The 14179-nt window shown below is 69.7% G+C and carries 9 protein-coding genes; 3 read left to right on the top strand and 6 right to left on the bottom strand.

Annotated features, from left to right (window positions below; translation table 11 throughout):
* Positions 1–27: 27 nt before the first annotated feature.
* Genes ACLJQ7_RS34895 through ACLJQ7_RS34885 form a run of 3 tightly spaced genes read right to left on the bottom strand, consistent with a single transcriptional unit; the run spans position 28 to position 5418 of the window.
* On the bottom strand, positions 28–3066 hold the full coding sequence (locus tag ACLJQ7_RS34895; RefSeq protein WP_410652426.1) for a hypothetical protein: 3039 nt from the start codon (positions 3064–3066) through the stop codon (positions 28–30).
* Positions 3053–4108, bottom strand: coding sequence for a hypothetical protein (locus tag ACLJQ7_RS34890; protein WP_410652425.1), 1056 nt, complete (start codon positions 4106–4108; stop codon positions 3053–3055). The genes ACLJQ7_RS34895 and ACLJQ7_RS34890 overlap by 14 nt, the downstream gene beginning before the upstream one ends.
* Positions 4105–5418: a hypothetical protein gene (locus tag ACLJQ7_RS34885; protein WP_410652424.1), complete on the bottom strand. Its 1314-nt coding sequence runs from the start codon at positions 5416–5418 to the stop codon at positions 4105–4107. The genes ACLJQ7_RS34890 and ACLJQ7_RS34885 overlap by 4 nt, the downstream gene beginning before the upstream one ends.
* A 154-nt stretch (positions 5419–5572) precedes the next feature.
* Between ACLJQ7_RS34885 and ACLJQ7_RS34880 the strand changes: the two genes are divergently transcribed.
* Positions 5573–8557, top strand: coding sequence for a family 16 glycoside hydrolase (locus ACLJQ7_RS34880; RefSeq protein WP_410652423.1), 2985 nt, complete (start codon positions 5573–5575; stop codon positions 8555–8557).
* Positions 8558–8860: 303 nt separating this feature from the next.
* Here the strand turns inward: ACLJQ7_RS34880 and ACLJQ7_RS34875 are convergent, their stop codons facing one another.
* The gene (locus tag ACLJQ7_RS34875) at positions 8861–10654 is read right to left on the bottom strand and encodes a collagen binding domain-containing protein (RefSeq protein ID WP_410652422.1); all 1794 of its coding nucleotides are present in this window, start codon (positions 10652–10654) and stop codon (positions 8861–8863) included.
* A gap of 78 nt (positions 10655–10732) precedes the next feature.
* The gene (locus ACLJQ7_RS34870) at positions 10733–11479 is read right to left on the bottom strand and encodes an EI24 domain-containing protein (protein WP_410652421.1); all 747 of its coding nucleotides are present in this window, start codon (positions 11477–11479) and stop codon (positions 10733–10735) included.
* A gap of 112 nt (positions 11480–11591) precedes the next feature.
* On the opposite strand from ACLJQ7_RS34870, the gene ACLJQ7_RS34865 reads away from it, so the two are divergent.
* On the top strand, positions 11592–12764 hold the full coding sequence (locus ACLJQ7_RS34865) for an MFS transporter (RefSeq protein WP_410652420.1): 1173 nt from the start codon (positions 11592–11594) through the stop codon (positions 12762–12764).
* A complete protein-coding gene (locus ACLJQ7_RS34860; RefSeq protein WP_410652419.1) occupies positions 12761–13198 on the top strand; it encodes a Dabb family protein in 438 nt (145 codons plus the stop codon). The genes ACLJQ7_RS34865 and ACLJQ7_RS34860 overlap by 4 nt, the downstream gene beginning before the upstream one ends.
* On the opposite strand, the gene ACLJQ7_RS34855 is transcribed toward ACLJQ7_RS34860, so the two are convergent.
* On the bottom strand, positions 13178–14173 hold the full coding sequence (locus tag ACLJQ7_RS34855) for a hypothetical protein (RefSeq protein ID WP_410652418.1): 996 nt from the start codon (positions 14171–14173) through the stop codon (positions 13178–13180). The two genes, ACLJQ7_RS34860 and ACLJQ7_RS34855, sit on opposite strands and share 21 nt — an antisense overlap.
* Between the last annotated feature and the right edge of the window lie 6 nt (positions 14174–14179).

Genomic DNA, 14179 nt, shown 5'->3' with positions numbered 1-14179 from the left:
TGGACACAGCTTCGGCGGGCCCTCGCGCTACCGAACCCAGGTTTTCCCGTCGTCGGTCGCGTCGAGGCAGGTCAGCGGCGCCCAGAACACCGGTGAGGTCGCCGGTTCGGGCTTTTCGCGCCAGCGGGCGAGCCGGGACCGCTGCCAGGCGCACAGCTCGGTGACCGGATCTTGCCCGGCCAGCGCGGTGTCGACGGCGATGACGAGTTCGGACATCGGGTCCGAACCGGGCACCGCCGCCGAGGTCGGCAGCGCCCAGACCGTGGCGGCGACCAGTCCCGCTCCGGCCGCGACGGCGGCGAGCAGCACGCCGAACGGTTCGGCCAGGCCGAAATCGCCCGCGCTGGCGCAGCCGATCAGTGCCACCCGCGTGGGCATGCTGTCCATTTCGGACAGTGCGAGGTCGGCGGCGGTGAACGGCCGGTGCGGTCCGATCGGCGCGGCCGTCCCGGGAAGATCGGCGGAACAGGACAGGTGCAGCGCGGTCTGCGCGCCGTACTCGTCGCGGACCCGGCTGACGTGTCCGACGAACACCAAGCGGGAACAGGGGCCCGCCAGCAGTTCGGCGAGCAGACGGCGGTCGGTGTCGGTGCGGCGGACCAGATCGAGCCCGCGGGCGGCGGGAAGGACGGGACCGTCGGCGATCCGCTCGTCGAGATGGCGGATCAGCGGCGACGCCGGATCCTGCTTGCCGAGCACGGAACCCAGTTCGCCGAAGGCACTCTGGCCGGGGATACGCGGGTCGAGCAGATAGACGGGCGGACCGTCGGCGGCGGGCGGGCGGCGCGGGATCGCGGTGGGGGCGAGCAGCGAGACGTCGGTGACGTCGAGAACGCGCTCGTCACTGTCGAAACAGCTGCCGATCTCGTCGATCTCCAGCACGTGGTCGGCCCGTCGGTCGGGCAAGGCCAGCAGTCCCCACGGGACACCGGCCAGGCTCGGGGACGGCTGGATCCGCAGGAGCGGGCGGTTTCCGCCGTCGGCGGCACGCCGGAGCCGCTCGACCAGATCCGCGGGCAGGAGGTTGAGAGCGAGGACGCGCGCCAGGCGTTGTTCGCCGGCGAAACTGCCGAAGGCGTCTTCGCTCAGTGAGCGACGGACGGCGTCGGCCGCGCTCTCGCCTTCGCGCGGAGTGGGCGACGCGGCGTCCAAGTACTGGCGAACGGTCCCGACCAGGGCGAATTCGATCGGATGGGTGTGGACGGTGTCGAGGTCCTCGGTGGTCCGCCAGGTCAGGAAGGTGTGGCCGGCGTCGGCGTAGCGCAGGAGGAAGGTCTCACGTCCGGGCTTCGCGGACGGCCAGGTCTCGACGGTTTCGGCGACCGCGCGGGGTAGCCGATACCGCTCGGCGGCGAGGCGGAGCCACGGGTCCAGCTCCATCGGAGACGACGGCGACCAGCGCAGCGCGGGCGGCGGGGCGAGCCGCAGCGGGAGCGACGACGTCACGGAACCCAGTGCCACCAACGGAAGCCCTTCGACCACCGCGCCTACTTCGAGGGTGGGCAGCGCGCCGGTGAGGTCCAGCGAGCGCCCCTCCACGCCGGTGTACGCGCCGACGGCGCAGGTGCGTTCGATCAGTTCCGCCGCCAGCCTCGGCTCCTGGAGCTGCGCCAGCAGCGCCATCAGCATTTCCGTCGCCGGTCCGGCGACGTCGCGCGCCCAGGCCGTGCGTGCCTGCGGCGAGGTGAACTCGAACCGGTACTCCGCCGCCGCGAGGGCGAGCGGGAGCAGCAGATCCAGCACGGCCGGGAGGTCTTCGCCGTGGGCGAAGCCGATCGTGGCCGCCACGAAATCCGTGTGCAGGCGGTCCGACCAGTCCCCCGCCGTCCGCGCCGACTCCCGGGCGCGGGTCACGTAATCCCGCGCCGCTGCCCAGTCTCCTTCGGCCATCGCGCAGCGGGCCAGCGCGACGTCGAGACGCCGCAGGCCCGGAATGTCCGCGTTGGTCGTCCAAATCTTCCCCGCGTGCTCGAACTGTTCCCTCGCCTGCGCGACATCACCCGTGAACAGCAGCAGGGTGCCCAGCGCGTGGCTCGCCTCCGCGACGTCGCCGGTCAGGCCCGCGTCCGCGAGTTCGTCGCGGGCGGCCACGATCGCGGCGACCGCTCCGGGGAGGTCGCCACCGAACGCCCGGTCGGCCGCCAGTTCGATGCTCGCCCTGGCGGCCAAGGGACGGCCTTCGTGCTGGGCGCTCAGCCGCAGCAGATCCGCGCGCGCGTCGGCGTCTTCGCCACCCGCCTGGCGGACGCGGGCCCGCTCGGCTCGCGCCATCGCCCGCAGTGCCGCCACTTGCCCGCGGACCTCGTCGATCTCCGCGATGGCGTCCAACGCCGTGAGGATCTCCTCGATCGCGCCCCGCGCGCCCGCCATGTCCCCGGCGGCGATCTGGACGCGCACGTCGAAGATCCGCAGCTCCAGCTCGTCCGCGCCGTGCACGTCGAGCAGTTCGGGCGGATACTGTTCCGGCCCCTCGTCCTTGCGCAGGGCCGCCCGGCGGCGTTGCCCGGCGATCAGCTCCCGCGCCTTGGCGACGTCACCTTCCTCCGTGCTCAAGGAGATGAGCACGCGCTCGGCGACCTCCCGGGAGCCTTCGATCATCCGGATTTCGGCGTACTGTCCATAGTGGACGATCGCGGTGGTGCTGACCTTGAAGACCTGGAGCACGGCTTCGGCGCACTGACGGGCGTTGCGAAGGTCGCCGGCGGAGTAGCAGACGGTGGCCAGATCGCTGACCGCGGCGAGGTCCAGATCCGTCCGGTCGAGCCGCTGCGCGATCTCCCGCATCTTGCCGTACGTCCGGTGCGCGCCGGCGACGTCCCGGGCCGCGGCGAGCCGTTTGGCCTTGTCCTGGAGTTTCACCGCGTCGACGAGCAGCTTCCGGTACTGGCGTTCGGACAGCGAGCACGCGGGCAGTTCGCCGTACGGCGCCGGATCGAGGCCGAAATGCCTTGCGACACAACGACAGTTGTACCCGTGCGACGTCGCAGGGCCCAGTTCGGGCGGGAGCGGCCGGTCCGGTCGATTCCGGGGCGGTGGCATGCCGACGAGCACGTCAGAACTCCTCATCGGCGGAAGCGGCCGCCGCCCGTTCGGCGAGTGTCCTCGCTGCCGGCGGGCGGGCCCGCACGAGCGCGACCACCTCCGCCCGGTCTTCCGCCGTGGTCCCGACGACCCCTTCTCCCTCGACACCGACGACGACGGCAATCTGTCCACTGTGGACACTGGCGGCTAGCCTGACCGCGGCCTCGTCCAGCTCCGCCGCGCCGGAGAACCTCCCGGCGCCCAGCTCCAGCGGCACCTCCGCGAACGGCTCGCCCTCGTGACTCGCGAAAGCGGTGATGGTCGCGTCGGCGAACGCGCCCGCGACGACGACTTCGAGCGCCGTGGCGGCAGGGGCGGCGACGATCCGCCAGGTCACCGTGTCCTCACCGGCGTCCAGGATCCCCGGTGGCACGCGCGCCCAATCGACGCTCGCGCGTCCCGTCGCCAGTACCCCTTCGCCGGGTGAGAGCGGATCGAGGCCCGCGGCCAGCGCGTACTCGCGTTGGCCCGTTGTCGCCGTTTCCAGCTGTGCCACCACTTCGGCCGCTGCTTCGGCGCGCACGACGTCGTCCTCGTCGTCGAACCAGGCGGCGAGGCGGGTGCACAGTCCGCGGACGTCTTCGGCGACCGGCGGTGCCGCCGCCAGGAGGGCGCCCGCCGCGACCGCCGCGTCGAACAGTTCGGCCGGAGAGGCTTCGAACCCGTCGAGAAGACCTTCGGCGAGATCTTCGACATCGGCCGTCGCGACCGCCGTCTCGACGTCCAGCAAGGCGGGATCCAGCGAAGGAACCCCGAGCGACGGGCCGGCAGGCCACCAGCGACGGAGCCAGAGCAGCAAAGCAAGCCTGCCGAGTTCCGGCCGGGCAGGAAGCTCGGCGTGGCCCCGGCCGAGCGCGGCGAGGCTCGCCTCGGCACCGGCGAGCCTGGTCAGCCAGGGTTCGGCGGCTCCAGCGTCGGTGAGTTCGATGTGCATCGTGGTCGTCCGGCCGGCGAGAAGATCGGCCAGGGCGAAGCGGATGAGGCCGCCGTCGGCCGCGATGACGGGAGTGTGCACCGGATGCGTCACGACACGGCCTCCAGCTCCGGCAGACGGGCCATGAGCGCGCGCCGCACCTTCGTCCGCAGATCCAGTGAGGTTGAACGGACCACCCCGGTGACGAGGTCGCGTACGTCGGCGGCGTCGGAGGGCAGGTCGCCGCGGACGTCGAAGCCGTGCAGCCGGACCCACAGCCTGCTGAGGAAGTGCTTGGCGAACTCGCGAAGATCGCGCAGGAGTTCGGCGTCGGGCCGCGGAGTGAGCGGCGTGGCACCGGCCAAAGCCCGGCGAGCGTGCAGGACGTAACCCTCGCGGGCGACCTGCGCGTTGAGCTGCCGCGCGAATTCGGGAACACCGGCGGGCGCCGCGCCGTCGAGCGGCCGCAGCGCGGGCGCCAGGACGACGCCGAGCGCGAAACACGCGGCCAGCGCTGGCAGACCGAGCCCGAATCCGGCGGCGACCCTGGTGAGTTCGTCGTCGACGAGTTCGGCGACGGGCGCCCGCTCGTCCGGGGCAAGACGGCGCAGAGTCGCGCGTACCCGCCGTTCGATACTGCGTTCGAGGAGTTCGGCTCCGGTTTCGCCGCTCCTGCTCAGCGGCGGGACGGCGGTGCGATCTCCGCGCTGCAGGCCGAGATCCGTCGGGGGCAGCCCCGAAATCTCCTGGACGGCTTCACCCAAGCCTCGGGACCCGCCCGGCTGTCGCAGCATCAGCCCGAGCGCGTGCCCGGCCGCCGAATCGGCGAGTGCACGCCAGGCCGAGTCGGAAAGACCGTCGACGAACGCCCGAAGCGCGGTGATGTCCGGCGGCAGGGCGGTTTCGGCGTGCCAGCGGCGCCGCAGTTCCGCGGTCAGCTCGGCCGAGTGCCGCGGATCCGCCAGGTAGGACGTGAGCTGATCGACGCCCACCGCGCCGCCCTCACCGTGCAGATCCCGCAACGCCACCGCGGCCGTCTCCGCCGCGTCCGGACCAGGCGAGCCGAAACCCGTGGCCAGTTCATAGGCGAGCGGGAAGCAGACGTCCTGGACGTTGCCCGCCGTGATGCGCAAGGCGCGGCGCTGCCGTTTGAGGTGGGTGAACCACGAAGCCGTCGCGCGGAGCCTTTCCGCGTCGGCCAGCAGCAATTCCGCCAACTCGGCCGCCGTGGTCGCGTCCAGCACGGGACGACCGAGCCGGGGACGCGCCGCGGTGCGGATCACCAGCGGGTCGATGATCTTCTTGATCGTCCGGGTCAGGGGGCCGCCGTCGGCCGACGACAGGACTTCCACCCCGGGGATGCTCGCCCAGGCTTGAGCGAGGACGGCCGAACGCAGCCGGGGCCCGCCCGATTCCGTCGTCAATCGCCCTCCCCACGTCCGGCCGTAACTCTATCCGAGAGACCGTTCGGACTAACTTTCGTCCGTTCTGTACATACTTTCGTTGACTTCAACCGAAAGTCCTCTTAGGTTCAGCGGACGTCACAGAGGTGCTCCGCCGCCGACCCGAGGAGCAACGATGCTTCCGTCTGTCCGCAAGCGCTTCACCCGGTCCATCGTCGCCTCGCTGGCGCTGGTCACGGCAGTGTCCGGGCTGGTGACAGCCCCGGCAGAAGCGGCCATTCCGCCCCAGCAACCCGGTGTCACGCTCCGCACGTACGACCTGCAGCGCGAACTCACCAAGCTCTGCACGATCAAATCCGGCCAAACTCCCAACGTCGACAAGCTGATGCCGACGATCAACTGGACCACCACCGCCGACTTCGGCCTCAACGAGCAGTTCGTCTCGGAGGTCATCGGGAACATCGACATCGGCACCGCCGGGCAGTACGAATTCCGGCTCACCAGCGACGACGGCTCCCGGCTCCGGATCGACGGCCAGACGGTGATCAACCACGACGGCCTGCACGGCGCGACCCCGGCGACCGGTTCGGTTCCGTTGAGCACCGGATATCACGCGCTGCGGATCGACCATTTCGACAACCTCCACGACCAGCAGGTCACCCTCGAATGGCGGCCGCCGGGCGCGGCGGACTTCGCGCTCGTACCGAATTCCGTGCTCAGCACCGACGCCGACGTCGTCCGGGTGACTTCGCCTGGGCGCAAGGAATGCGAGGGCGCCACGGACTCGCCCGGTGACGGCCTGCCGCTCAACGGCGTCCACCCCGGCTTCACCCTGACGAACCTGCGTCCCGAGGGGTTCCAGCCTCAGGTCACCGGCATGGACTGGCTGCCGGACGGACGGCTCGCGATCGCCACCTGGGGTGGCTCCGACAAGGTACTCGGTGAGGTCCATCTGCTGAGCAACGTCAGCGGGAACACCGATCCGAGCAAGGTCCGCACCCAGCGCGTCGCCAGCGGGCTGAAGGAACCCATGGGCGTCAAGTACGTCGACGGCAAGCTCTACGTGTCGGAGAAGACGCGGCTCGTCGAACTGAACGACACCACCGGCGACGGCGTGACCGACGACTACCGCACCGTGGCCACCTGGCCGTTCGGCGGCAACTTCCACGAGTTCGCGTTCGGCCTGCTGTACAAGGACGGCTTCTTCTACGCCAACCTTTCGGTGTCCATCAACTACGGCGGCGCCACGACCGATCCGCAGCCCGCGCCGAACCGCGGCACGACGATCAAGGTCGAAAAGGCCACCGGCAAGGTTTCCTACATCGCCGGTGGGCTGCGCACGCCGCACGGCATCGGCTGGGGACCGGAAGGCGACGTCTTCGTCACCGACAACCAGGGTGGCTGGCTGCCGGCGAACAAGCTGGTGCGGGTCAAGCAGGACCGGTTCTTCAACCACTACACCAATCCCCCGGGCCCGTTCGACGCGAAGCCGGTCACCGCACCCGTGTTGTGGTTGCCGCACAACGAGATCGCGAACTCGCCGAGCAACATGGTCATGCTGTCGCAGGGCCCGTTCGCCGGGCAGATGGTGTACGGCGACGTGACCTACGGTGGGCTTCAGCGAGCGTTCCTGGAGAAGGTCAACGGCGAATACCAGGGTGCCGTTTTCCGCCTCACGCAAGGGCTCGAGTCGGGTGTGAGCCGGATCAGCCTCGGCCCCGACGGCGCGATCTACACCGGCGGGATCGACGGCGGCGGGAACTGGGGACAGCCCGGCAAACTCGCCTATGGCCTCCAGAAGGTGACGCCCAACGGCACCAACGCCTTCGACATCCGTGCCATGCGAGCCGTCGCGGGCGGATTCGAACTGGAGTACACCCAGCCGCTGTCGGCTGAGACCGCGCAGAACCTCGCGGCGAAGTACCAGGCCCAGCAGTGGCGCTACCAGCCCACTTCCGCGTACGGCGGGCCGAAGATCGACGAGCAGACCCTGTCCGTCACGTCCGCGAGCCTCTCGGCCGACCGCAAGAAGGTCACGCTGCAGATGACGGGACTGAAGGCCGGGCATGTGGTCCACGTGCGGTCGCCGCGTCCGTTCGCGGCTGAATCCGGTGCGGCGCTGTGGAGCACCGAGGCCTGGTACACGCTGAACTCATTGGTCGGCGGTCCGGCGGCGAGCACGACCTACGAGGCCGAGCGGGCCGCGCTGAGCGGTGGTGCCGGGACGAACACGAACCACGCCGGCTACACCGGCACCGGATTCGTCGACGGTTACTGGAACCAGGGCGCCGCGACGACGTTCACCGTGAACGCGCCGAAATCCGGTGCCTACAACGCGGCCCTTCGCTACTCGAACGGCCCGGATCCGGCGCCAGGGGTCAAATCGGTGACCGTCTACGTCAACGGCACGAAGACGAAACAGGTCAGGCTCGCCAGCACGGGCAACTGGGACACCTGGAACACACAACCCGAGACGCTGAACCTGAAAGCCGGATCGAACACGATCTCCTACCGGTACGACACGGGTGACGCGGGCAACGTCAATCTCGACAGCCTCACCCTGACCGAGTCCCGGCGGATCCAGTTGTTCAAGGGCACCGATCTGAACGCGTGGGAGAAACGCGCGGGCGGCGCCGCGACCTGGCCGGTCTCGGGCGGCGCGATGGAGTCGAACGGCGGGGACATCCGCACGAAACAGCAGTTCGGCGATTTCCGGCTGCACGTCGAGTGGAACGAGCCGAACTATCCGCCCGAGGTCACCGGGCAGGCCAGGGGCAACAGCGGCGTCTACCTCCAGGAACGCTACGAACTGCAGGTGCTCGAATCCTTCGGGGACACCACGCTCGCCAACAACGAAGCGGGCGCGATCTACTCGAAGAAGGCACCTGACCGGAACATGGCGACGGCCCCCGGAACCTGGCAGACCTACGACGTCACGTTCCGTGCCGCGCGGTTCGACGGTGCCGGGAACAAGACCGACAACGCCCGCGTGACCGTGGTCTGGAACGGCGTCGTGGTCCACAACGACGTGGCGATCGACGGCGGCACGGGCGACAACATCCCGGAAAGCGCGGCACCGGGCGCCATCCGGCTGCAGGACCACGGGGATCCCGGCGAGAACCCGCGGTTCCGCAACATCTGGATCGAGCCCATCGGCTAGGACGGAGCTGTCCGTGAAGGCCTCCTTGAGGGACTCTGGGTCCTCAAGGAGGCCTTCACGACGGTGCACGGATGGCGGTTTCGCGTGACTGGATGGACGACACACGTGACTGGATGGACGACACGCGTGATTGGACGGACGACACGCGGCGGCGCCCGGCCGCGCGTCGTGTCGTCCGTCCAGTCACGCGTGTCGTCCGCCGGATCACGCGTGTCGTCCGGTCAGTCACGTGACATCGCCGGTCAGGACTCGTGAGTGGCAAAGGTCGTTAGAACGACCCTTACCACTCACGACCAACCCGCCTCAGCGGCGGCAGGGGCTGAGGTCCACTCCGCCGGTGGTCTGCCCGGCGGTGACCGGAATCGGTGTGGCGGAAGCGAAATCGGCCGCGTCGCGGTACCAGCATTCGGTGTCGGTGTAGTACCTGATCTTGACGTTCTGCGTGGTGAGGCCGTTGACGGTGTACTGCCCGTTCGAGTCAGGCGTGGCCCAGTCGACGATGTCTCCGGTACGCGCGTTGTAGGTGTAGACGTAACCGAAGACCGGCTTGCCGTCCGCGCCGAGGATCCGTCCGCTGACCGAGCCGTTCGGTACGAGCGCGGCGTTCTCGGTCACCGTCGTGCCGGGCCGCACCCGCACCGGACGGGCGGTGAACCGGTCCGCGGCGCCTCCCGACCACTGCCACGCGTAGTCGCCTCGGGACGACGCGAACTCGAGCGGCCACCTGTACGGTCCAAGGCCTTTGATCGTGTAGGTGCCGTCGTTCCGGCTGCAGTTCACGTCGAAGCGGAAGCCGATCCGGGGATCGACCGCGTACGGGTAGACACAGACGCCGCCCACCGCGGCCGCCGTGGCGCGATCGGTGACCTTGCCGGTGATCGTCCCGGCGGGATCCATCCTGATGTCCGGCGTCGAGACGACCTTGCCGAGTTCGGCGGTGACCGTGCGGGCCTGCCCGATGTCGCCGGTGCCGCCGTCCGTCCCGGCCCACTGCATGCCGTAACGCTCGTCCAACGGCTTGACCAGCAGCTTGTACGCGCCGGGGTCGATCGGCCCGATCACCAGCTTCCCGTGCTCGTCGCTGCAGTAGTACTGATAGTCGGCGTCGAGGATACCGACGACCGGAAGGGCGTAGGTGTCGACACAGATCCGCGCCAACGGCGCCTTGGTCTTCGCGTCCCGCACGGTGGTCACGATCGAAGCGGCGGGTTTCATCGACGCCCGGAATTCGGTGGTCTCTCCCGGAGCCAGATGGACACGCTCCCCGTTCACCGGTCGGTAGGAACCGTCCGGGCCCCAGACGCTCAGCGTGTAGTAGCCGAACGGCGGCATGTCCTCGTAGAGCATGACGCCATCCGCGCCGGCGCATTTCCTCAGCTGCGGCGGATGCCCTTGTTCGACCTGCGAGCACGCACCCGCGACGGGCGCGCCGGTCTTCTCGTCCGTCGCGACGACCCGGAGCTTTCCGTACGGTGCGATGGCCTCGTCGACGACGGTGACCTGATCATCGGTGACGGCGAAGGTCTCCGCCTCCGGGAAGCTCGCCTTCTGCCGGATCCATTGCGTGCGATCGCCGTGGGTGATCACCATCGTGTAGGTGTCCGCCTTCACGCCGGTGAACGAGTACGTGCCGTCCGCCGCGGTGAGGACCGTCGACCACCACCGCTGGTTCTGGTCGGTGAGGCTCACCGACGCCCCCGCTGCGGGCTTTCCCTGGTCGGTGATCTGCCCGCGCACGGTCGCCGTGTCTTGCCGCAGGCCGAAGTCCAGTCCGTGCGGCAGGTCCACCACCTCCGCGGCGAGCGCGCTTCCCTTGTTGTACGCCCAAAGCTCGGCGTATCCGGCGGCGGTCGCGCGTGCCTTGTACTTGCCGGGGACGACACCGGTGATCTCGTAGCGGCCGTCCGCGCCCGCGCATCCCGAGCCCGTCTCCTGCAGATCGAGATCGAACAGCGTCACGCACGCTCCGGCGATCGGTTCCCCGGAGCCCGCGGCTTTGACCACCCCGGACACGATTCCCTCGTCGGCGACGGCCGGACCGGTCGCCAGCAGGGCCGCGATCGGTATGGCGGCGGCCAGGAACAGTACTCTCTTCATCGGAAGCTCCCCTCAGTGTCGCGCCAACGATGGCGCCGGGGAGCCCGCGGTGTCTGCGTCATCTGACACAGACGAAGCTCAGGCCTCCTCCGCCGCGAGGACGTCGCGCGCGACGAGCACGCCGCCGACGAATCCCACCGGCATCACGATCAGCGCGGCGAACGGGATCAGGCACAGCAGCGAAACGGGAAGCCCCAGCCCGAGGGCGAGCGCGCGGTGCCGTCGCAGCAACGGCCGACGCTGCTTCAGGCCCATCCCCCGCCGGTAGAACGGCACGGCGATCAGTTCCAGCGCGAGGAACCAGGCCGTCACCAAGGCCAGCAGGACCGGCACGACGGTTTGCCCCACCACGGGGATGAAACCCGCGATCAGCAGCGGGATCGTGAACAGCAGCGAGCGGAGCACGAGCGCGAGGCCGTCCTTCAGGCCCAGCACCAGCAACCGCCACCACGACAGGTCCACCGCGCCGGGCACGCCGCCGAGGTCGTCCTCGACCTTCTCCGCGATGTGCTCGTAGAACGGCCCGCCGACGGCGAGGGTGATCGCCGTGAACCCGATCATGGCGATGGCCAGCGCCGCCCCGAACACCGCGACACCGGCCGCCACCCGGATCGTCGTCTGCCAGCCCGGCGACCAGTCGTCGGCGAACGGCGTGAGCAGCAGCGAGAGATCATCGATCCAGAACGCCAGCGCGACGATGCCACCGATCAGCAACAGGGTGGTCAGCAACGCGGGCAGCGCGCCGATCAGCAGCAGTCTCGGCGAGCGCAGAAGGATGCCCAGGCCTTGCCCGAACATCCGGAAACCCTTGAAGAAATCCCGCATCGGACATTTCTACCAGTGTCCGGGTTGGACGCCGCCGAACCTGGTGGGTGCGCGCGGAGATAGGCGATTTTCACCGACGCGAACCCGTGCGTCCCGGTGCGAGGTTGGTGGCGTGACGAACACGTTGGCGCCGACCCGCCTGGCCCGCGGCACCGTACTGGCCGCGGCGCCGCTGACCATCATGGCCGCGGCCATCATCGCGCCCAGCCTGCCCGCGATGCGGGACGCCTTCGCCGGCACTTCCGGCTCCGGCCTTCTCGTGCGGTTGACGCTGACCGTGACCTCGCTCGCGATCGCGATCAGCGCGCCCCTGTCCGGGATGGTCGCCGACCGCGCCGGACGCCGCCCGCTGCTCTTGGCGGGCCTTGTGCTCTACGCGCTCTCCGGGACGGCCGGATTCTTCGTGAACGACCTCTACCTGCTGCTGATCACCCGGGCGGGCCTCGGCTTCGCCGTCGGCGGGATCATGACCGCGGTCAGCACCCTGATCACCGACTGGTTCTCCGGCGAGCGCCGCGCCTCGTTCCTCGCGTTGCAGCAGGCTTTCGCGAGTCTCGGCGGGGTCGTCTTCCTGCCGCTCGCGGGGGTACTGGCCACGGTCGGCTGGCAGGCGCCGTTCTGGATCTATTCGGTCTCGGCGGTCGTGGCGATCTTCGCGATCGTGTCCCTGCGCGAACCGGTCCGGAACACCCCCACGGCCGGTGAGAGCGAGCGGACCCGGCTGCCCGCTCGCGTCATCGGCGTCTACGTCCTCGCGTTGGTGGCGACGCTGGTCTTCTACATGGCGCCGACGCAGTTGCCCTTCCTGCTGGAGGGGTTCGGCAGCGGTCCCGCCGTCGTCGGGGCCGTGGTCGCCGGCAGCACATTGACCAGCGTCGTCGGCGCGCTGGCGTTCCCTCGCCTGCGTGCGCGCCTGAGCCCCACGGCGATCACCACGGTGAGCGTCGCGCTCATGGGCGCGGGCTGGCTGGTGATCGGCACGGCGGGCACCGTCGCCCAGGTCGTGGCCGGACTGCTCGTCGGCGGGTTCGGCGTCGGCTTCGTCGTCCCGAACCTCAACCTGCGCCTGGCCGACCTCGCCCATCCCGCGCACCGCGGCCGCGTGCTCAGCGGCCTGGTCGCCGGGATCTTCCTCGGGCAGTTCCTGTCCCCGCTCGTCGTCCAGCCACTCGTCCAGGGTGTCGGCATCGCCGGCGCGTTCACCTGGACCGGTGTCGCCATGGGCGCCGGAGCGGCACTCGCCGCTCTCCTCCCGAACCGGAACAACGGAAAGGAAACACGATGATCTACCACGGCAACCGTTTCACCCTGCGGCCCGACGCCTCCCCGGAGCAGGTCGAAGAAGCCTTGGAAAGCCTCCGCAACCAGGGCCGGGTCATCCCGTCGGTGAAGTCCTTCGTCGTCGGCCGCGATTTCGGCGGTGACTACGAATGGGGCGCCGTTTTCGCGATCGAAGACCTCGACGGCTACTGGGAGTACCTCATGCACCCGGCGCACCGGAACACCGACCGGGTCGGGCTGCCGCTGGTCGACAGGTTCGCGTCCTTCGACATCACCGACGACCCGGATCCGGAGATGGGCGCGAAGATCGCCGATCTGCACCAGCGTCGCTACGACAACGACGCCGAGCTGACCGCGCTGATCTCCGATCTCGGCGAGTACTCCGGCAGCGCCGCGCCGGGTAAGCACGGATCGGCCTCAGCCACCGTCCGCGAGTGAACCACTGCCGTCGGGGCCGGTCACGATCACCCGGGTGCTCACCGCGGTGCCGAACGGGACGATCGTGACCTGCCACGTCCGCGGTTCCCCGACCTCGATGGTCGCCTTCGCCCGCCGCACCAGGGAAGGGACGCGGTCGGCCTCCAGCGCGCGGAGGTCGAACCGCGGCACCTGGGCGCCCGTCGGCGCGAAGACCACGGTCATCCTCCGGTCCTCGACGACCACGGTGATCACCTGCGAAACGTCCGCGGCCTGCGCCAATGAGTCGATCGCCCGCCGCAATTCCCCTTCGCCCAGCAGGGATCCGCTGACCTCGACGGTCGCGGATCCCGAGGAGGACGTGGTCACGCCGGACTGGGTCTCTTCCGTCCGGGCGGGCGCTTCCGGCGCGAACAGCTCCGCGCGGAACAGGAACAGCACGAGCCCCGCGCCGAGCAGGAACCCGAGGACGGCGAGCGCGGCGAACCCACAGCCCTCCGGCGGTTCCTGCACCAGGCTGGACTCCGGGGCGGATTCGATCGTCGTTTCGGCCGCGCGGCGTTCCCACGACGGCGGCGGCCGGTCCACGATCTCCGCCTTCCACGGCCGGTCCGGCGGGTACCGGACCACGAGGACGTCGCCCGTCCGGTAATCGGAGATGTCGACCAGGTTGATGCTGTGGGCGACCTTCAGCCGGAACGTGGCCATGCCTTCGGGGGCGACGGTGAAGACGAAGTCGACCGGGATGTCGCCCGTCTCGGTGCCCCCGGCACGAAGGCTTTCGATCTTGGCGAGCGCGATCACCGGAACGATCTTCGCCTCGCGGGCACGTCGCGGTGCCCCGGCGAGGTGGAGCAGGATCCCGTAGACGATCGGCAGCCCGACGCCCGTGACGATCAGCGGGACGTGGTCGATGACGATGCCGGCGATGAACGCGCACAGGGTCGTCCCGCTGATGATCCCGGTCAGGAACCCGCGGACAAGGGTGAACGGCATGAACAC

Source organism: Amycolatopsis sp. cmx-4-54 (assembly GCF_046548895.1).
GTDB lineage: Bacteria > Actinomycetota > Actinomycetes > Mycobacteriales > Pseudonocardiaceae > Amycolatopsis.
This window is presented reverse-complemented; position numbering and strand designations above follow the sequence as displayed.

Bases quoted from the DNA above. Each gene is read 5' to 3' on its own strand.
- ACLJQ7_RS34895 (WP_410652426.1), bottom strand. From the start codon at position 3,066: ATGAGGAGTTCTGACGTGCTCGTCGGCATGCCACCGCCCCGGAATCGA.
- ACLJQ7_RS34880 (WP_410652423.1), top strand. From the start codon at position 5,573: ATGCTTCCGTCTGTCCGCAAGCGCTTCACCCGGTCCATCGTCGCCTCG.
- ACLJQ7_RS34875 (WP_410652422.1), bottom strand. From the start codon at position 10,654: ATGAAGAGAGTACTGTTCCTGGCCGCCGCCATACCGATCGCGGCCCTG.
- ACLJQ7_RS34870 (WP_410652421.1), bottom strand. From the start codon at position 11,479: ATGCGGGATTTCTTCAAGGGTTTCCGGATGTTCGGGCAAGGCCTGGGC.
- ACLJQ7_RS34860 (WP_410652419.1), top strand. From the start codon at position 12,761: ATGATCTACCACGGCAACCGTTTCACCCTGCGGCCCGACGCCTCCCCG.
- ACLJQ7_RS34855 (WP_410652418.1), bottom strand. From the start codon at position 14,173: ATGCCGTTCACCCTTGTCCGCGGGTTCCTGACCGGGATCATCAGCGGG.